Origin of the sequence: Hyphobacterium vulgare (genome assembly GCF_042643335.1) — a bacterium.
Lineage (GTDB): Bacteria > Pseudomonadota > Alphaproteobacteria > Caulobacterales > Maricaulaceae > Hyphobacterium > Hyphobacterium vulgare.
On record NZ_JBHRSV010000016.1, the window covers coordinates 225593 to 243916 of the forward strand.

The window sequence follows — 18324 nt, forward strand, 5'->3', positions numbered from 1 at the left end:
GCCAGTGAACAGGCAGGGTCCACGCCGACAACCTAACGGAGTTTTTCGACATGCACCGCGTTTTGTTGGCTGCCGGTCTGGCTCTCTTCCTGTCCGGCCCTGCGATCTCCGGAGATATTTACTTCACTAGCCCGCGTTCCGGTGACTGGGAGGTTTACCGTCTCTCGCCCGAAGGTCAGGTCGAAAACCTGACAAACCGGTCCGGATCGACGGAGTGGGTTTATGCCGCCTATCCCGGCGAGCTTCTAATCCTGACGAACGATGGCGCCGACTGCGGCCGTGCCTGCTATCATATGGAAATGGTCGATCCCGAAACGGGCGAAATTTCCCGTCTCGGAAATACCGGAATAGCGGACACCTATATGGGCCGCTCACCTGACGGGCAGCGCTTTGTCACCGCGCTTTGGCGCGAGGACCGGCAACACGATCTTGTCATCGTCGACCGGACCGGAGCCATAACAGACCGTCTGACCGAGGACGCATTCAAGAACACGCAGGCTGACTGGTCGCCGGATGGTCGGCAGATTGTGTTCCATTCAAATCGCGGCGGAGCCTTCGATCTGTGGATGTTCGATCTGGAAAGCCGGGCGTTCACGAGGTTGACCCGCGATCCGGGCAATGACGACGAACAGGGTTTCGGGGGCGAAGGTCCCGCGCGTTTTTCTCCCGACGGGTCCCGGCTCGCCTGGATGCACTATTCTGAGGACCATTGGCGGGTCTGCCTGATGTCACTGCCCGCCGGAATGGATATTTGCATTCCCCAGCCCGAAGGCGGCGCGGAAGACAGCTATCCGAGTTGGACGCCGGATGGTCATGTCCTGTTCGCCCGGAGCATCGGAGGCGGAGACCGGGCTCTGCTCCGGTTCGATCCGGAATCGGGTAGCGTGACCGAACTTCTTGGACCGGAAGGCGATAATTACGGACCTGTGACGCCGCCGGAAGGCTGAGGCGCTTCGAGCCCGCGCCTGGTCACCAGATAGGTCGCGAAACTGCCCAGCCAGTGCCCGCCCTCATAGTGTTCCGCCGATACGGCGGAGAGACCGGCTTCGCGGTGGATCGCGGCGGCGGCAAGCAGCGAAGCAATACGCGCATCGCCCTCGGGAAGGGCGGCGGCGATGGCTTCAAGATTCCAGGCGCGGGACAGGTTGACCCCGTCGAGATGGACCAGCTTGCCGTCGGTCGGATCGAGCACGACCCCGGGCTCAAGCCAGTCGCCCGACCCGTCGGCCGGAATGCCGGGCAGGAAATCGCCGAGCCAGCCGGAGAAGACCGGGGCCGGCAGGACCCGGCGCATCAGATCGGCTTCGTAGAGGCAAGGCGACAGGAAATCCTCGCCCGAAGGTTCGTAGTTGAGCGGGCAATTGATGTCCTCGAGATGGAATTCGAGCGTCTTCGAGACGATCAGTTGCTCAAGCTCCGCATCGCCCGCCGTGCGCACCCAGTCGAGCGCCAGGGCGAGGCCGAAGGCCGACTGGTTGTGCGTGCCGATCCGGATCGGATAGGCGAGATTGGGCAGCCATGTCCGGTAGCGGTCGGCCACGACCGTTTCGAGCGGGGCGAGGGTTTCGGCCCAGTGCGCGGCGCGCGGATCGTCCCACTCCCGGAGCTCGGTCATCAGCTGCAGGAACCAGGCAAGACCGTAGGGGCGTTCGAAGCTCGCCCGGCCGTCTCCGGCGAAATACTCGACTTCGCCGGCGACGCGCTCGGCGGTGAAGTTCGCGGTCAGGGCGGCCTCGGCCTCGGCGGCGAAACCGGATTCGGGCATCAGCCGCAGCAGGCGCACCAGCAGCCAATGCCCGTGCACGGCCGAGTGCCAGTCATAACAGCCGTAGAAGACCGGAGTGAGTTCGCTCGGCGGCCGCGCATCCTCGGCGGACTGCAGCACATGCGCGATCTTGTTGGGATATTCCCGCTGCACGCAATCGAGCGCGAGGCGCGCAAAGCGGTTGGCGAGCTCGGGGTCGGGTGTGTCGGCGCGGGCGGTCGGCATGGCCGTCAGCATGAGACACAGGGCGGGAAGCACAAGGCGAAACAGCGTTTTCATGCGCCCAGCCTAGCGCCCTGGCTGCAAAAGAAAACGGCCCCGGAAATCCGGGGCCGCCTGTCGAGTCATTCTGTCATGTGAGTCAGGCAGCGAGGCCTTCGGCGAACAACTCGCTCGCATCCTCCACGGCAGTCTCGCCGCGGGCTGCGAACAATTGCCCCCGCATCGAAATGGCCGCCGGAGCATCGGCGGCGTCGGGGGAATTCGCTGCGGCGGCTAGCAGCTTCACCCCGTCCGACATCGCGATGATCGGCTTACCGGCTTCAAGGAAGCGGTCAGCAACGAGGCGCGCGGACTCGGAAATGACATCAACGCCGCCCGGCAGGATCAGCGCGCAATAGCGGTCGAAATCCATGTCGCCAATGGTCGAGGCGGCCAGCAGCTGGACATCGTCGGACCGGTCGGACTTGGCCGTGAGCATCGTGTCTCCCCCGCTCACGACCGCCACTCCGAAGCCCGCGCGTTCGAGCGGACGGGTGGCACTCATGAGGTCTTCGGCATTGAGGCGGTCGCTGGCGATGGCGGCAACGCGGCCCTTAAGCTGGTGTCTGCGGCGGGAAAAACGGTTCACGAAACCTCCTTCTGCACGTGGCGAGGCAAGGCGCCGGCCCACGCGCGCTACTGATATGTCTGGTTGGGTACGGGTCTGGATATAGGAAGCCGGACGGGGGGTCCGCAACCCTTGACGGCCGTTCGCAACAAAATTGCGCCGTCCGCGACGGATCGGGACGATCTCCCGCGTTGCAGAAGTCGGGGACGGCGCGCTTGTTGTGGAACGGGACGGAAGGGCGAAACGTGACCCGGACATTCAACGGCGCCTTCGCGCTGACGACGGCCCTTTTTCTGGTGGCAGCTTCGCCGTCGGACGGCCAGACTTCTCCCATACTGGATCTCGCCGCGGCGGAGGCCGCGATACCGATGGATGCCGCCACCCGCATCGAGCCGGGCAGTGTCATCCGCCTGCCGGACGGCGCGGCCGGCCTGCGCATCCGCGTCGTCACGATCGCGGCGCGGCCGCTGGGCGACATCGCCATCACCGGCACGGTCGATGGTACCGGCGAACAAGTCCGCCTGACGCTCGGCGGGGCCGGCTACTTCACGGCGGCGGGTATGGAACGCTGGCGGCCTGACGGAAGCGGCCAGGGCCAGTTCCTGCCGCCCGGCAGCCTCGCTGCCGCCGACCTGGCCGAAGAGGAACGCCTGGTCGTGTCACGCACCCTCGCCGCCCTGCCGCCGGACGCCCGCGGCATGATCGCCGTTCAGGCCCGGCTGGGTGACAGCTTCGTGCGCCGCCACGGTCTCGCGTCCCGGCTACGCGCGCAAGACCTCGCCGAGGCCGTCAATGCGACCCTGGCCAGCGAAGGCAGGCCTGTGTCGGTCGAGCTTGTCGCGTTGCGCGGCGCTGGCACTGGCGCCTCCTCGACGCCCGGCATCGCCTTCGCAGGCCTCGACACGATCGCCGCGGACGTGATCGTCGCAGCCGTCCTGCCGTCGAGCCGCGCGGTGCGGGTCGGCGATCCGGCGACCGCGTTCGCGACCGTCATCAATGCCGGAGCGGGCGAGGCCACGTCCTGCGGACTGGCACTCACCGGCGCATCGCCCGCGGGCAGTTTCAGTTATCAGATTACCGACGCGCTCAATCAGCCTGCCGGGACGCCAGACACGCCGGTCAACATCCCGGCGAATGGCGCGCAGTCCTACATCTTCTCCTTCACCCCTTCGGCGACGTTCGAACCCGGTGGCGACCTGCCGCTGGAATTCACCTGTACGAACCGGGCCTCCGCCGTCGTGAATTCGGGCGTGAACACGCTGTGGTTCTCGGCCTCGGCGAATGCCGTGCCGGACATCATCGCGATTGCGGAGACCGGCGCGTCAGTCGGGCTGAATTCCCTGCCCGGCGTGGTCGACATCCACGATCGCCAGCGCAGCGGCCCCTTCGCGGTGGCGACTGCGAATGTCGGCGCAGCCGGCACGATCACCGTGTCCGCAGCCCCGACATCGGACATCCCCGTCACCGTCCGCATCTGCCAGACCGATCCCGGAACCGGGGCCTGTCTGGCCGCTCCGGCACCGGACCTGACGCTCGACATCATCGCCGGCGCAACGCCCAGCTTCGCGGTCTTTGCAGCAGGCGACACGCCAATCTCTTTCGCTCCGGCCACCAACCGGATCCGGGTATTGTTCAGTGAGGGCGGCGCGGTGCGCGGCTCGACCACGGTCGCGATCCGCACGCTGCTGACCGAACCGATCCTGCCGGAGGTGTCCTTCCTCTATGCCGATGCAGACGTGAACCTTCCGAACTACTACCGCAACGGCCCGGTCGCAGCGGCGGACAACACGCCGATCGGCAACCGCATCACCAATGCCGGCGCGACGCTCGGCCGGGTGCTCTTTTACGACCGGCGGCTGTCGCTCAACAACGCCGTGTCCTGTGCGTCCTGCCATGTCCAGGCGCTGGGATTTTCCGATGACGGCCAGTTCTCGACCGGCTTCGAAGGCGGACTGACCGGCCGGCATTCGCCGGGCCTGACCAATGCCCGCTATTACGACCGCGGGCACTTCTTCTGGGACGAGCGCGCCGACACGCTGGAAGACCAGGTGCTGGTCCCGATCCCGAACGAGGTGGAAATGGGCCTGCCGCTCGATCAGGCGGTGGCGCGGGTCGCGGCGGAAGACTTCTATGCCGGCCTTTTCACCGATGCGTTCGGCGATGCGGGTGTGACGAGCGAACGCATGGCGCTGGCGATGGCGCAATTCGTCCGCTCGATGACCAGCCACAATTCCCGCTTCGATCAGGCACTTGATGCCGGTCCGGTCGGGTCGGCGGCCTTTCAGGCACAGCTGACGGAGCAGGAATATCTCGGCCTGCAGCTCTTCATGCCGGTGCCGGGGTCGGACATCCAGGCACTGAATTGCGGCGCGTGCCATACGACGCTCGCCCATATCAGCGATGACATCCACAATATCGGCCTCGACGCGACGAATGATGCCGATGCCGGGGCCGGCAATGGCGCGTTCAAGGCACCGTCACTGCGCAATGTCGGGGTTCGGACCGAATTCATGCATGACGGCCGCTTCACGACGCTGGCGGAGGTGGTCGAGTTCTACAATTCGGGGGTTCAGAACACTCCCGGACTCGACAACCGGATGCGCCAGGGGCCGAACCCGCAGCGGCTCAACCTGACCGATGAGGAGAAGGCGGCGCTCGAAGCTTTCCTGCACACGCTGACCGATCAGGATTTCCTGACCGATCCGCGTTTCTCCGACCCGTTCGCGAACTGAACGCAGGGTGGCCGGGGGCGGCTAGTCGTCGTCCCCGTGCACCTGCAGCTGCATGTAGCGCTCTTCTCCGAGGCGTTCGATCAGGCCGAGCTGGGTCTCGAGGAAATCGATATGTTCTTCCTCGGACTTCAGGATCCCGTCGAGCAGCTGGCGCGAGACATAGTCCTTCGCGCTCTCGCAATACTCGATCGCGGCGATATAGGTCGGGTGGGCATTGCGCTCGGCGCGAAGATCGCATTCGAGACATTCCTTGACCGTCTCGCCGATATAGATGCGGCCAAGATCCTGTACGTTGGGCAGGCCCTCGAGAAACAGGATCCGCTCGATCAGCGCATCGGCATGTTTCATCTCGTCGATCGATTCCTCGTATTCGATCTTGGCCAGCCGCGCGAAGCCCCAGTCCTTGAACATGCGGGCGTGCAGGAAATACTGGTTCACCGTCGCCAGTTCGAGTTTCAGCGCCTTGTTGAGATGTTCGATGACGGTCGCATCGCCCTTCATGCCGGTCTCCTGTCGCGGTTTTCGTTGACGCGCAAACTAGCGCGTTCCGGGGTGGGGCCAACCGGTAAGCGGGCAAATGCGTCGCAGGTGCGGAAATTATTCGGCGGCGAGTGCGGCGGATTCGGGCTGGCGAACAGCGCTCATCAGATCGGCCATGTCATCAATGCAACGGCCGCATTTCGGGCGCGCGCCACACGACTTGAACAGGTGCGGCACCGATTCGACCGAAGGATCTGCCGCCGCGGCGGACAGTTGGCCGTGTTTCAGAGCGTTGCAGATGCACACATACATGGGCGTGCTTGACCCCTTCCGATCACCAGCGGATTGGGCCACATATGCGAATGATTGTCAAACACGTTCGCAGGACCGCGGGTCCGGTCAGCGCGCGGCGCTGTTGAGGAACATGAGATAGATCAGCCGTGCATTCTCGGGCCGGTCGCCGAAGGCGGGGCCGGCCGTGTGCCACAGCCAGGGCCGGAACAGGATAAGCCGGTTGAACTTCATCGGCACCCGCATCAGGTGTTCCCACTGGCTGCGGTCCCTCGAATGCGGCTTCGAGACGCGCTCGACGAATTCCCGGTAGGAGGCGAACCCCCAGTCCGAAAGGTGTTTCTGGCTGTAGGGCGCGTGATCGGATCCCGTCCCCTTGTGCCGGAAGAAGTCGGTACCGCCCTGGCAGTCCTCCGGGCGCGACAGGTAATAGATGCCTGACCAGTGGCATTCATCGACATGGATGTCGGTGTCCGAGGAGTCCGAGCCCAGCGTGATGCGGAACTTGCCGTGATCGGGCGTGGCGGGCGCAAGCCGTTCTCCGACCAGCAACTCGATGCGGGATTCCAGCTCGGGAAGCCGCAGCGGCCGGGCAGAGTTCCGGCCCGGATAATGTTCGTCCGGTCCGGGCTCGGGATAGTCCATCCCGAGTGCCGTTTCGCGCAGCTGCCGGGCATTCGGCAGCACGTCATCGAGAACGATCAGGGACTGGAACATGAAATCCGGAAACCTTCGCAGCCGCGGCAAGGCGGGCGAAGCTAAACCGGAGAGACCCCTCGGGTCAGTTTACATCTTTGTTATCTGCGCGCCGGTTCGTTTCGGCCATAGTCGGCCGTCTCGGGCCGCATCGATTCAAGGAACAGGTCCATCTGTCGCGCGAACTCGGCGCGGGTCTGATCCGAAATCTCGATGGAATTCGCGGCCCTGTCGCGGACATGGTCAGGACAGAGTCCGGCATCTGCCGCAATCGCGATGACGGCCAGGCCGCCCAAAATCACCTTCATCGTTACCCCTCCCCAGCGGTTCCGACTGGACTCATTACAGGATGTTCATGTGATTCAGTCAAGGCCGCGCCCTAGCCTCGCGCCCGAAAAGCCGAATTCCGGGGAGGATTTCCATGAAACGCTATCTGACCGCCGTCTCGCTGGCGGCGCTGGTTCACGCCGCCGCATGGGCGCAGGACGCCGACACCGAAGCCGCCGCACCGGAGGCGGAAGCCGAGGCGGCTGATACCGGCTGGGACGTGGCCAACCCGCCCTTGCCGACCCGCGAAGTGACGATCAATGTCACGCAAGGGACATGGATGAGCCTCGATGTCAGCCCCGACGGGCAGACGATTGCCTTCGACATGCTGGGCGACATCTACACCATGCCGATCATGGGCGGCCGCGCGACCGCGATCTCCTCCGGCCTGCCGTGGGAAATCCAGCCGCGCTTTTCACCGGACGGTTCGCGCATCGCCTTCATTTCCGACCGCGGCGGCGGCGACAATATCTGGACGATGAATGTCGACGGGTCGGACCGGCTGCAGGTGTCCAACGAGAATTTCCGCCTCCTGAACAACCCGGCCTGGTCTCCCGACGGGCAATACATCGCGGCCCGCAAGCACTTCACGACCTCGCGGTCAGCCGGTACCGGCGAGATCTGGATGTATCACGTCTCGGGCGGATCGGGCGTGCGCCTGGTCGAACGGCCGAGTGAACAATTCCAGAAGGAACTCGGCGAACCGGTCTTCTCCCCGGACGGCCGCTACGTCTACTACACGATGAATGTGACCCCGGGTAACACCTTCATCTACGCCCAGGATTCCAACACCGACCTGTTCAACATCCTGCGCTACGACCTTGAAACCGGCGAGACCGACACGGTCGTGTCCGGGGCGGGCGGCGCGATCCGCCCGGCCCCGTCGCCGGACGGCCGCCATATCGCCTTCGTGCGCCGCGAACGCGTGGCCGACGGCGAGGGCGACCGCCTTCAGGGCGGGCTCTGGATCCGCGATCTGAACTCCGGTCAGGAGCGCCGCATTTATTCCGGCCTCGACCCCGACAATATGGAGACCTGGGGCGTGACCGGCATGTATCCGAACATGGACTGGATGCCGGATTCCTCCGCCATCGTCTTCTGGTCGGCCGGCGAGATTCACCGCGTGAACGTCACCAGCGGCGAGGTTCAGACCATCGCGTTCGAAGTCAGCGACACCCGCACCGTGATCGACCCGCCCCGGCCGCAGGTCGAAGTCGCTCCCGCGACGTTCGAGACCCGCATGCCGCGTTTCGCCGTCGTGTCTCCGGACGGGTCGCAGGTGGTCTTCGAGTCGCTCGGCCGCCTCTACACGATGAATGCCGCGGGCGGCACGCCGCAGCGCCTGACGCGCTCGAATGACGATCGCCGCGAGCTCTTCCCCTCCTGGTCGCCGGATGGCCGCACGCTTGCCTTCGTCGCTTGGACGGATGAAGGCCTCGGCTCGATCCGCACGATCTCGGCCAATGGCCGCAACGAGCGGGCCGTGACCTCGGAGCCGGGTCACTATGCCCGTCCGCGCTTCTCGCCCGATGGCCGCACGCTGGTCTTCGAAAAGGGCGAAGGCGGCTATCTGACCAGCCCGGACTGGTCGCAATCCCATGGCATCTTCACCATCCCGGTTGGCGGCGGCGAGATGCACCATGTGACCGACGACGGCTCCTCGCCGCATTTCGGCGCGTCCAACGACCGCATCTTCGTGACCCGCGGCGGCGGCGGCTCGCAAAGCCTCGTCAGCGTCAATCTCGACGGCGGCGAGGAACGCACCCATGCCAGCGGCGAGATGGCGACACGGTTCGAAGTGGCACCCGACGGCCGCCACATGGCCTTCCGCCAGAACTACGACGTCTATGTCATGCCGATGGCGCCGGGTCCGCAGAACCTCTCGGCGGCTCCGGGCGGCAATGCCGTACCGGTCACCGAGGTCAGCGGCAATGGCGCGACCTATTATCACTGGTCGCAGGACGGCTCGCGCCTGAACTGGACGATGGGGCCGGTGCTCTATTCCGCCAATACGCGCGACATGTTCCCCACCCGGCCCCGCCGCGAAGGCGAGGACGCGTTCGAATTCACCCCGCCGGAGACCGGCGTGTCGCTGTCGATGACGGTGAATGCGGACATTCCCTCGGGCGTCGTCGCCCTGACCGGCGCGCGCATCATCACCATGTCGGATGACGATGGCGGCGTGATCGAGAACGGCACGATCGTGATCGAGAACAACCGCATCGCCGCCGTCGGCGCCGCGGACGCGGTCGAAATCCCGGCCGGCGCGCAGACCGTCGATGTCGCCGGACGTACCATCGTGCCGGGCTATATCGACGCCCACGCTCACGGCCCGCAGGGCACGGATGATCTGATCCCGCAACAGAACTGGTCGGCGATCGCCCATCTCGCCTTCGGCGTGACCACGATCCACGACCCGTCGAACGCGGCGAGCCAGATCTTCGCGGCGAGCGAGCTTCAGCGTGCCGGCCTCTATCTCGCCCCGCGCCTCTATTCGACCGGCGAGATCGTCTACGGCGCCCGCGCCGCTTCGGTCTATGCCCAGATCGACGACATCGACGATGCCCGCGAACACGTCTTCCGCCTGCAGGCGCAGGGCGCGCACTCGATCAAGAACTACAACCAGCCGCGCCGTGACCAGCGCCAGCAGGTCGTCGCTGCCGCGATCGAGGCGGGGCTCGCCGTCGTCGCGGAAGGCGGGTCGAACTACCACATGGACATGGCGATGGTGGCCGACGGCAATACGTCGATCGAGCACAACATCCCGACCGCCCGCATCTATGACGACGTCATCCAGATGTGGTCGCAGACCCATGTGGCCAGCACGCCGACGCTCGTGGTGACCTATGGCGGCCTCGCGGCCGATCCCTACTGGACTCAGGCGACCGATGTCTGGCGTCACCCCATCCTGTCGCAGCACGTGCCGCCGCGCGTCCTGCAATCGGCGACCGTGCGCCGCACCACTGCACCGGAGGAGGATTTCGTCGATGACGATGCCGCCGCCGTCGCGCGTCAGCTCGCCGATGCCGGCGTGATGGTGTCGATCGGGGCGCATGGCCAGCGCGAAGGCCTCGCCGCGCACTGGGAGATGTGGTCCTTCGTCCGGGGCGGCTGGACACCGCTCGAGGCGCTGCAGGCCGCGACCGTGACGCCGGCGGAATTCCTCGGCTTCACCGATATCGGTCGCCTGGAACCGGGCATGCTGGCCGACCTCGTCGTGCTGACCGCCAATCCGCTCGACGACATCCAGAACACCGACGACATCGAATACATCATGCTCAATGGCCGGATGTATGATCCCGTCACGATGGATGAAGTCGTCACGGGCGATGCCGAACGTTCGCCCTATTTCTGGGAGTAGTCTGACGCCGTCATGATTGTCCGCCCCGCCCTCGTCCCGATCGCCGCGCTCACCGCGCTGTGCTGGACGCCGGGCGCGGGCGGCGACGGCGCCCCGGTTCCGCACGGCGAAACCCTGCGCCTCACCGCGACCTATTCGACCTCGGTGCTGGTCTTCCAGGTCGGGAGGATCGACGTGACCGCCGAGGTCGCGGGCGGCCGCTACGCCGCCGATGCCCATGTCGAGGCGGCCGGCCTCGCCGCGCTCTTCACCGATTTCGAGATCGACAGTGAGGTCGAGGGCCGGCTTGACGGCCTGGCCCCGCGCCCGGACCGCTATGGCCATGTCGAGCGCACCGGCAACAAGGTCCGCACGGTCGAAGTGGGGTTCGGGACCGGCGTGGCGCAGCCGAGTGCCGAACCACCCTTCTCCTCATGGGGCGAGCCGCCGGCCAGCGAGGCCGACCGCACCGGCACGATCGACCCGATGACGGCGGTGCTCTTCCTGTCGCAATCCCTGGCCGAGGCGCAGGGCGAGCCCTGTACCGGCAGCCTGCCCGTCTTCGACGGCAAGCAGCGCTACAATCTGAATCTGACCGCACGCGGCACGGAAGAGATCCGCACGCGCGGCTGGCGCGGCGAGGCGCTCGTCTGCGACGCCTATTACGAGCCGATCTCCGGCTATGACCCGGAAGACTGGCCGGAACCCGGCGAGACAAGCCACCCGCTGCGCCTGTGGATCGCGCCGGTCGGCGACGGCGCGGCCTTCATCCCGGTCCGGGCGCACACGCGCGCGGGCTTCGGCGGCGTCACCATCGAAGCCCGCGAGATCACGCTGGGTTAGCGATCAGCGCAGCGCTTCGGCGACGCCCATCATTGTGTTGTGAAGGGCGGTCAGCCGCGACGTCGTCATCGCGTCCTCGCCCTCGGCCGGGACTTCGCTGGCGAAGCCTTCGATCGCGTCGGCGAGATCGGACGTGTTTTCAGAGTCCATCGCATCGATGGCCCCGCTCAACACGGCCCTCAGTTCGGCCCCCAGATCGCCGGTCAGCACGCCGGACCGGTTCAGCTGGTCGAGATAGGCCAGCGCCACGACCGGGTGGTCGGGCCAGCTCACCGGGAATTGCTGCTGCGGGTTGAACACCGCGCCCTGGTCGCCGAGGCGCGCGGCGGCAATCTCGTTCTCCGACAGGAAGTCGCTGGGCGCGAGTTCGAACACGTCGAGACCGCGCACGATCTCGGTCGCGTAGATCCGCCCGTCATACCAGTAGGACGACCAGTAACCGCCCAGCACCATCGTGTCCGGATCGATCGGTCCGCGGTCGAAATAGCCGATCTCGACCGGGTTCGACGTGTCGGTGAAATCGATCACCGAAATGCCGCCCTGATACCAGGACTGGACGAAGATATCGCGGCCCGGCACCGGGATGATCGACCCGTTGTGGGCGACGCAATTCTCTTCCTCGCTCTGCGCGGCGGGCAGCTTGTAATGGCTGGCGAAGACCAGCTGGCCGTCGATCACGTCGTAGAACGCGTTCGCGCCCCAGTTCATCGGGTCCTGCGCGCGGCAGCGCGGCCGTCCGCCCCCGCCCCACTCGTCGGTAAAGAGCACGGTCGTGCCGTCATTGTTGAAGGTGGCGGAGTGCCAGTAGGCGAAGCCGGTATCCGACACCGCATCGATCCGGCGCGGCGCGCGTGGGTCGGTGATGTCCATGATGATGCCATTGCCCGAGCACGCGCCGGCGGCGAGGTTCAGCGACGGGAAGACGGTGATGTCGTGGCATTCGTCGGTGACGCTGGTGGTCTGCGTGCCGTCGCCATGATCGCCGCCGCGCCACAGCCCCGCGAGCGCGCCGGTTTCGTCATCGGCGAAGACGGCGGGGCTGTCGACGATACGTGCCTGTGACGGGTCGGCGACCGGGATCTCGATCACGTCGATGCGGAAGAGGGCGGTGCGCTCGTCGCCGATGTCGGCGTCGATGCAACCGGCCAGCTCTTCCTCGTCGCGCACCGAGGACGTGCCGGAATTATAGACCACGATCACCCCGTCCGGGTCGGGGCCGGACACGACGGAATGGGTGTGCGAGCCGCGGCAGGTCTGCACCTGGCCGACCTGGACCGGGATCAGCGGATCGGAAATGTCGAAGATTCTGAGGCCGCGGAAACGCTCGGCGCTGACATCCTCGTCAATGCCCTGAAGCCCGCAATCCACGCGGCCGCGCGTCTGTTCCACCGACATGATCAGGAGATCGCCGACGATCGACACATCGCCCTGCCCGCCGGGGCAGACGACGGAGGAAATCAGCTGCGGTTCCGCCGCTTCGCCAAGCCGGTAGAGGTTGAAGCCGTGATAATTGCCGACCGCCATCAGGCTGCCGGCGAAGGCCATGTCGGTGTTGGAGAAGGACAGGAAGGGCGCGCGCTCACCGAAGCGGCGGCGCGGTTCATCATCCTCATCTTCGCTGTCATCATCCGCGTCTTCCCCGTCATCTTCGTCATCTTCCAGCACCGGGGGCAGGCCCGACGGATTGGCCGGATCGAAGAAGCCGGTCGGTTTCGGCAGGCTGGCGACCAGCGTCAGGTTGGAAATCGCCTCGCCCGCATCGCGGAAACCGGCACTCAGTCCGACGCGCGGATCTTCCGACAGATCGGAGAGCAGCGCCGTCATCCGGCGGATCTCGGAGCGCTGCTCGTTCTTCACGTCGGTGACGAAATCGAGCAGCACCGGGTCATAGGCGGAGCCGGGGCGGGAGAGCAGCTCGTCGACCATGGTCACCGCGCCCTCGTGATGGGCGATCATCAGCCGCAGGAAGAGCCGGTCGAACTCCGTCCCGTCCGCCGCGGCCAGTTCCGCCATCTGCGCCGGGCTCGCCATCCCGTCCATCATGGCGTGCTGGCCGTGCATGGCGTGGCCGCCATGGTGCCCGGTCTGAGCATCGGCATGGGCGTTGGCCGGGGCATTCGCCGGATCTGGCGCGTCCTCCCCCCGCTCTGTCAGCCAGCCTCTCATGAAGGCGATCTCGTCGTCCTGCGAGGCATCGATCCGGCCCGCCGCCGTGACGATTTCCGGATTGTTGGTCCGGTCCTCGACCAAGGCCGCCATCTCCACTGCCTGCCAGTGGTGCACGATCATGTTCTGCATGAAGCGCACATCGTCCTGCGAGTAGCGGTTCTCGGCGATCCGCGTCGCCTCGTCGGGCGTCAGCGTGCGCCCTGCCTGACCGGGCGCGCCGGGCTGGACGATGGGAATATCGGCTTGCGTTTCTTGCGCCACCGCGCCAGCGGCGATCAGGACGGATGCAAAACCGCCCGCCAGGCAGGCGGACTTGAAGGAACGGATCGGCATGGCTCACTCCCCGAGGCAATTATCCTTGCCCGGAAAGCTAGCATGGGAGGCGGGAGCGGCAAGAAAAGCCGGTGCCGCAACCGAAAATCGAGGAGAAAGAATGGAGCGGGCGATGAGATTCGAACTCACGACATTCACCTTGGCAAGGTGACGCTCTACCCCTGAGCTACGCCCGCTCAAACAGGGTACCGGCTTGCGCCGGGAAGGCGGGGTATATCGCGCAATCCCGTCCCGATGGCAAGACGCCAGATTCAGCTAATCGGAATTCGTTTCCAGATAGCGATCGAACCGGTCCCGCCCCCGGCATTCCGGCCCGTCCGGCGGTCCGGTAAAGGGGATCAACTCCGCCACCACGCCTTCCGCTATCAGTCTGGCGAGGCCGCACTCGCAGGCTCGCTTTCGAGGAATTCCAGTTCCCAGACCTCTACCCACTCCGGGTAGTGCCGATTGATATACTCATCCACCCAGGCCGCCCGGCTATAATCGGCGACAAGTGCGCCATTTCCGGATTCAGAAATCGAAAACACCCGGATATCGCTTGAAAGCGAAAGAGCCCCTAACGGAGATATCCGGCCTTCCGGATCAAGATGGAGGCGCATCCATCGCAATGTGGGCGTCCCGTCAGCAACAAAATCCGGTGGATCGCTTTCTCTGCGCGGTGCGCTGTGAAGATAGTTGAATCCAGGCGCGAAGCGGGGGTCATCATGGCGCCGCTGGTGGCCGCGCCAACGTGTAAACTCTCCACTCGCGGTCTGACTGGCACAATCACTTCCATAGCGTGTAAAATAATCGTCGCCATAAGGTGCCAGTTCAATTGTGCACCGGATCGTGACGGGCTCCCCGTTTTCTTTGGCGAATACGGTTCCGGGCGTAACCGTGAGTGTCAGTGTTGCGCGTTCAGTAAAGTCCGCATCTGTCAGGGCCAGAAGTGCCGCATAGCGCTCGTCCGAAGCGCGGGCAATCATGTCGAGACGCCACCAGACGACCACTGAAAGGATCAAGAGCAGGACCAGGACGCCTCTGCCGATCCAGGTTGTCAGCATCCAGAACAGCGCCTTGAAAAGCCAGATGACGATCTTGAACGGCAGAACAAAGACAAGCCATAACAATCCGGTGAGCGGGTCACCTCCGGAGAGTCCACCCGACCCGTGTGCGCCACCATACTGATTGTAGGCGGCATTCATGTTGTTGAACCTCTCACGCTCTCCGGCCGCGTGGTTTTCTCGTTCGTTCAATGTGGCATTCCGGTCCAGAGACTGTCCGGATCGGCCGCGTCTATAGGCTTCGCTGGTTGGATCTGACATTTCTGGTCTGCTCCGCACGCTTGGGCGTGTGCCCACTCAAGACAGGAATTCGATCTGAATTGAATTCGAACGTTGCCTGAATATTGGCATTCATCGAAACAAAAGATGCTCTGTCCGATTCATATTCCCCCATCATGATGTATTTAATACAACCAAGCCTCCGTCACCTCACTCGCCGTTTCCAGTTTGGCGAGGCCGATGCGCTATTCGCGCCGCGGCTGGGGAAAAGGCCGACAGGTCGTTACGGACAGATCCCGTGTGCTGAGGGCGGAGCGTATTGCATTTCTGTGCTTGATCGCGGGCGCAGGCCGGGTTTCAACGCCGGCCCATGAGCGAAACAGCACCCGCCACCCGCGCCGATCTCTTTGCCCTGCTGGACCGGCTGGGCATCGCCCATTCCACCGTCGATCACGACCCGGTCTTCACGGTCGAGGAGGGCCAGGCGATCAAGGCGGCCATGCCCGGCGGGCATACCAAGAATCTCTTCCTCGATGACGGGAGCGGCGCGCTGGTCCTCGTCTCCGCGCTGGGCGAGACGGTGATCCGGGTGAACCGGCTGCACCGCGTGCTGGGGACGAAGCGCTTCTCCTTTGGCAAGGAGGAGGCGCTTTACGAGACGCTGGGCGTGCGGCCCGGCTCGGTGACGGCCTTTGCGTTGATGAATGACACCGAAGGCCGCGTCCGTTTCGTGATTGATCAGGCGCTGCTGGCGACCGATCCGGTGAATTTCCATCCGCTGAAGAATGATGCCACCACGGCGATTGCCGCCGCCGATCTCGTCGAATTCGCCCGGGCGACCGGGCATGAGCCGGTGATCGTCGATTTTGACGCACTGGCCGCCGGCGACTGAGCGCTTGCACACACGCCCCTTCGCCGCCAATTAGGGGGCGAAATCCTTCCCGTTCGCAGGTGACGCACATGACCGATTTCCATCCCAATTCCCAGCACCCGCCCCAAGGCACCGAACTGGTCAGGGACGGCACCGACCAGTCCTTCATGGCCGATGTCGTCGAGCCCTCGCGCGAGGTTCCGGTCCTTGTTGATTTCTGGGCGCCCTGGTGCGGCCCCTGCCGCCAGCTTGGCCCGATCATCGAGAAGACGGTGCGCGCCGCGGGCGGCAAGGTGCGCCTGGTGAAGATCAATATCGACGAGAACCCGCATATCGCGGGCCGCCTGCGGGTGCAGTCCATCCCGGCCGTCTTCGCCTTCCAGAACGGCCAGCCGGTCGATGGCTTCATGGGCGCGCTGCCGGAAAGCCAGATCAAGGATTTCATTGCCCGGCTGACCGGTGAGGGCGCCGACGAGGAAGCTGTCGCCGACCTGATGGCGCGCGCGGAGGAAAGCCTGAAGGCGCAGGATTTCGGCGGCGCGGCGCAGGATTACGCCCTTGCCGTTCAGGCCGACCCGGAAAATGCCGACGCCATCGCCGGGCTCGCCCGCTGCTATCTCGCCGGCGGCAATCTCGAAGAGGCGAAGACGATCATCGGGCGTGTGCCGGAAGACAAGCAGAACGCCGCCTCGGTTCAGGGCGTGCTGACCGCGCTGAAACTGGCCGAGGAAACCGAAGACGCCGGCGATCCCGAACAACTGGCGTCGCAGGTCGAGCGCGAGCCGGGCGATCACGAAGCCCGCTACCAGCTGGCCCGCGCCCTGATCAGCTATGGTCAGCTCGCCGAGGCAGTCGACCAGCTGCTCTACATCATCGCTCAGGACAAGGACTGGAATGACGGCGCGGCGCGTGTCCTGCTGCTGAAAGTCTTCGACGCGGCCGGTCCGGCCTCGGACATCGCCAAGGCGGGCCGCAAGCGGCTTTCCGCGGTGCTGTTCTCTTAAGTACCGCCCCTTGGCGGGGGCAGGTGCGCGGCCTACGTCTTTGGGCATGAGCCAGGCCCTGCCCCAGCTGCTTCCCCTCTTCCCGCTCGGCGGCGCGATATTGCTGCCGGGCGAGATGCTGCCGCTCAACGTGTTCGAGCCGCGCTATCTCAACATGACCGACGACGCGTTGTCGGGCAACCGCATGCTCGGCATCATCCAGACGTGCCCCGGCGGCACGAAGGACCGGCCGGCCCTCGAATGGGTCGGCGGGGCCGGACGCATCATCTCGCACAAGGAAACCGATGACGGCCGCTATCTGATCGTGCTCGAAGGCGTCAGCCGCTTCCGCCTCGTTGACGAGGAAGACCTGCAGACGCCCTACCGTGTCGGCCGCGTCGACTGGGCCCCTTTCGCCGGCGACCGCCAGGGCCCGGACGCCCTGCTCGGGGCCGATCGTGACCGGCTGCTGCAACTGCTTCAGTCCTGGTTCCAGGCCGAGGGCCTCGTCACCGACTGGGACGCCATCGCGCAGGCCCCGCTGCCGCGCGTCGTCAACCAGCTCGCCATGGGCGCGCCCTTCTCCGCGAAGGAAAAGCAGGACATGCTCGAAGCGCCCGAAGACACGCAGCGGCTGGAGACCATGTCCTCCATTCTCGAACGCCGGCTCGCCGAAGGCGCGGGCGGCTCCGCCAACTAGCGAAGCCGAACTGGTCAGGCCGCCGCAACGGCGCTATGGGTCACGCCATGAACGATACGCAAACCCCCGCCACAACGACGCAACGCGACGTCGATCCCGCGCTGCTGGAAATCCTTGTCTGCCCGGTCACGCGCGGCCCGCTGCACTATGACCGCGACAGGCAGGAACTGGTCTCGAAATCGGCCCGGCTCGCCTATCCGATCCGTGACGGCGTGCCGATCATGCTGGAAAGCGAGGCCCGCGAGCTGAGCGACGCCGAAGCGAAGGCGAAATGACGACGCGTCCCTGGCCGGTCAAACTCGACTTCAACCGCGCCGGCCGCGCGCTCCACATCGCGTATGACGATGGCGCGGCCTTCACCATTCCGTTTCAGACCCTGCGCGAGGAAAGCCCCAGCGCCGAGGTGCAGGGTCATGGCCCGGGCCAGAAGGTGACCGTTACCGGCAAAGAGAATGTCGGCGTGCGCGCGGCCAATCCGGTCGGCCGCTATGCCGTCCAGATCGTCTTCGACGACGGCCATGACAGCGGCCTCTTCACCTGGGACTATCTCCGGGAACTGGGCGAGCGGAACACTTAGGGCCGTCATTCCGGCGAAAGCCGGAAGGTGGATTCTCGTTTGAAGTGCAACAGGTGGTCTGAGAAGGCCTCTGCGGGGGTTCTGTAGTCAAGGCATTTGCGCGGGGTGTTGTTGTAGGCGGCCAGC

Annotated in this window: 17 protein-coding genes, 1 tRNA gene and 1 pseudogene; 9 read left to right on the top strand and 10 right to left on the bottom strand. The window is 65.3% G+C overall.

The features are described 5' to 3' along the window. Positions 1 to 50 precede the first annotated feature (50 nt). Positions 51 to 947 (top strand): TolB family protein, encoded by an 897-nt coding sequence (locus ACFOOR_RS09285; protein ID WP_343164611.1) that lies wholly within the window; start codon positions 51 to 53, stop codon positions 945 to 947. Here ACFOOR_RS09285 and ACFOOR_RS09290 read toward each other — a convergent pair. Continuing rightward, the gene (locus ACFOOR_RS09290) at positions 917 to 2044 is read right to left on the bottom strand and encodes a DUF2891 domain-containing protein (RefSeq protein WP_343164612.1); all 1128 of its coding nucleotides are present in this window, start codon (positions 2042 to 2044) and stop codon (positions 917 to 919) included. The two genes, ACFOOR_RS09285 and ACFOOR_RS09290, sit on opposite strands and share 31 nt — an antisense overlap. An 82-nt stretch (positions 2045 to 2126) precedes the next feature. After that, positions 2127 to 2615, bottom strand: coding sequence for a DJ-1/PfpI family protein (locus tag ACFOOR_RS09295; RefSeq protein WP_343164613.1), 489 nt, complete (start codon positions 2613 to 2615; stop codon positions 2127 to 2129). A 224-nt stretch (positions 2616 to 2839) separates the two neighbouring features. Between ACFOOR_RS09295 and ACFOOR_RS09300 the strand changes: the two genes are divergently transcribed. Next, the gene (locus tag ACFOOR_RS09300) at positions 2840 to 5326 is read left to right on the top strand and encodes a cytochrome-c peroxidase (RefSeq protein WP_343164614.1); all 2487 of its coding nucleotides are present in this window, start codon (positions 2840 to 2842) and stop codon (positions 5324 to 5326) included. Between the two features lie 21 nt (positions 5327 to 5347). Here the strand turns inward: ACFOOR_RS09300 and bfr are convergent, their stop codons facing one another. The 4 genes from bfr to ACFOOR_RS09320 all read right to left on the bottom strand — a co-directional run bounded on the left by bfr (position 5348) and on the right by ACFOOR_RS09320 (position 7101). Further along, positions 5348 to 5827 (bottom strand): bacterioferritin, encoded by a 480-nt coding sequence (gene bfr, locus ACFOOR_RS09305; RefSeq protein WP_343164615.1) that lies wholly within the window; start codon positions 5825 to 5827, stop codon positions 5348 to 5350. 96 nt (positions 5828 to 5923) lie between these two features. Next, entirely contained in the window at positions 5924 to 6118 is a 195-nt protein-coding gene (locus tag ACFOOR_RS09310) for a (2Fe-2S)-binding protein (RefSeq protein ID WP_343164616.1), read from the bottom strand. A gap of 87 nt (positions 6119 to 6205) precedes the next feature. Further along, the gene (locus ACFOOR_RS09315; RefSeq protein ID WP_343164617.1) at positions 6206 to 6814 is read right to left on the bottom strand and encodes a DUF6445 family protein; all 609 of its coding nucleotides are present in this window, start codon (positions 6812 to 6814) and stop codon (positions 6206 to 6208) included. Between the two features lie 80 nt (positions 6815 to 6894). Beyond that, positions 6895 to 7101: a hypothetical protein gene (locus tag ACFOOR_RS09320; RefSeq protein ID WP_343164618.1), complete on the bottom strand. Its 207-nt coding sequence runs from the start codon at positions 7099 to 7101 to the stop codon at positions 6895 to 6897. Between the two features lie 113 nt (positions 7102 to 7214). On the opposite strand from ACFOOR_RS09320, the gene ACFOOR_RS09325 reads away from it, so the two are divergent. Further along, the gene (locus ACFOOR_RS09325) at positions 7215 to 10481 is read left to right on the top strand and encodes an amidohydrolase family protein (protein ID WP_343164619.1); all 3267 of its coding nucleotides are present in this window, start codon (positions 7215 to 7217) and stop codon (positions 10479 to 10481) included. A 12-nt stretch (positions 10482 to 10493) separates the two neighbouring features. Beyond that, positions 10494 to 11303, top strand: a complete 810-nt coding sequence (locus ACFOOR_RS09330; RefSeq protein WP_343164620.1) for a DUF3108 domain-containing protein — start codon at positions 10494 to 10496, stop codon at positions 11301 to 11303. 3 nt (positions 11304 to 11306) lie between these two features. On the opposite strand, the gene ACFOOR_RS09335 is transcribed toward ACFOOR_RS09330, so the two are convergent. From ACFOOR_RS09335 to ACFOOR_RS09345, 3 genes are all read right to left on the bottom strand, one after another. Then, positions 11307 to 13805, bottom strand: coding sequence for a DUF305 domain-containing protein (locus ACFOOR_RS09335; protein WP_343164621.1), 2499 nt, complete (start codon positions 13803 to 13805; stop codon positions 11307 to 11309). 101 nt (positions 13806 to 13906) lie between these two features. Next, positions 13907 to 13981, bottom strand: a tRNA-Gly gene (locus ACFOOR_RS09340). Positions 13982 to 14170: 189 nt separating this feature from the next. Beyond that, positions 14171 to 15040: a hypothetical protein gene (locus tag ACFOOR_RS09345; RefSeq protein ID WP_343164622.1), complete on the bottom strand. Its 870-nt coding sequence runs from the start codon at positions 15038 to 15040 to the stop codon at positions 14171 to 14173. Between the two features lie 397 nt (positions 15041 to 15437). Here ACFOOR_RS09345 and ACFOOR_RS09350 point away from each other — a divergent pair, with 397 nt between their 5' ends. From ACFOOR_RS09350 to ACFOOR_RS09370, 5 genes are all read left to right on the top strand, one after another. Further along, positions 15438 to 15959 (top strand): prolyl-tRNA synthetase associated domain-containing protein, encoded by a 522-nt coding sequence (locus ACFOOR_RS09350; protein WP_343164623.1) that lies wholly within the window; start codon positions 15438 to 15440, stop codon positions 15957 to 15959. A gap of 68 nt (positions 15960 to 16027) precedes the next feature. Beyond that, positions 16028 to 16942, top strand: a complete 915-nt coding sequence (gene trxA, locus ACFOOR_RS09355; RefSeq protein ID WP_343164624.1) for a thioredoxin — start codon at positions 16028 to 16030, stop codon at positions 16940 to 16942. A 46-nt stretch (positions 16943 to 16988) separates the two neighbouring features. Further along, positions 16989 to 17621, top strand: a complete 633-nt coding sequence (locus tag ACFOOR_RS09360) for an LON peptidase substrate-binding domain-containing protein (RefSeq protein ID WP_343164625.1) — start codon at positions 16989 to 16991, stop codon at positions 17619 to 17621. A gap of 47 nt (positions 17622 to 17668) precedes the next feature. Next, entirely contained in the window at positions 17669 to 17896 is a 228-nt protein-coding gene (locus tag ACFOOR_RS09365; protein ID WP_343164626.1) for a Trm112 family protein, read from the top strand. Next, a complete protein-coding gene (locus tag ACFOOR_RS09370; protein ID WP_343164627.1) occupies positions 17893 to 18198 on the top strand; it encodes a DUF971 domain-containing protein in 306 nt (101 codons plus the stop codon). Before ACFOOR_RS09365 ends, ACFOOR_RS09370 begins: the two co-directional genes overlap by 4 nt. A gap of 5 nt (positions 18199 to 18203) precedes the next feature. Here ACFOOR_RS09370 and ACFOOR_RS15270 read toward each other — a convergent pair. Continuing rightward, positions 18204 to 18324 (bottom strand): annotated as a pseudogene (locus ACFOOR_RS15270) (IS30 family transposase); the annotation flags it as partial.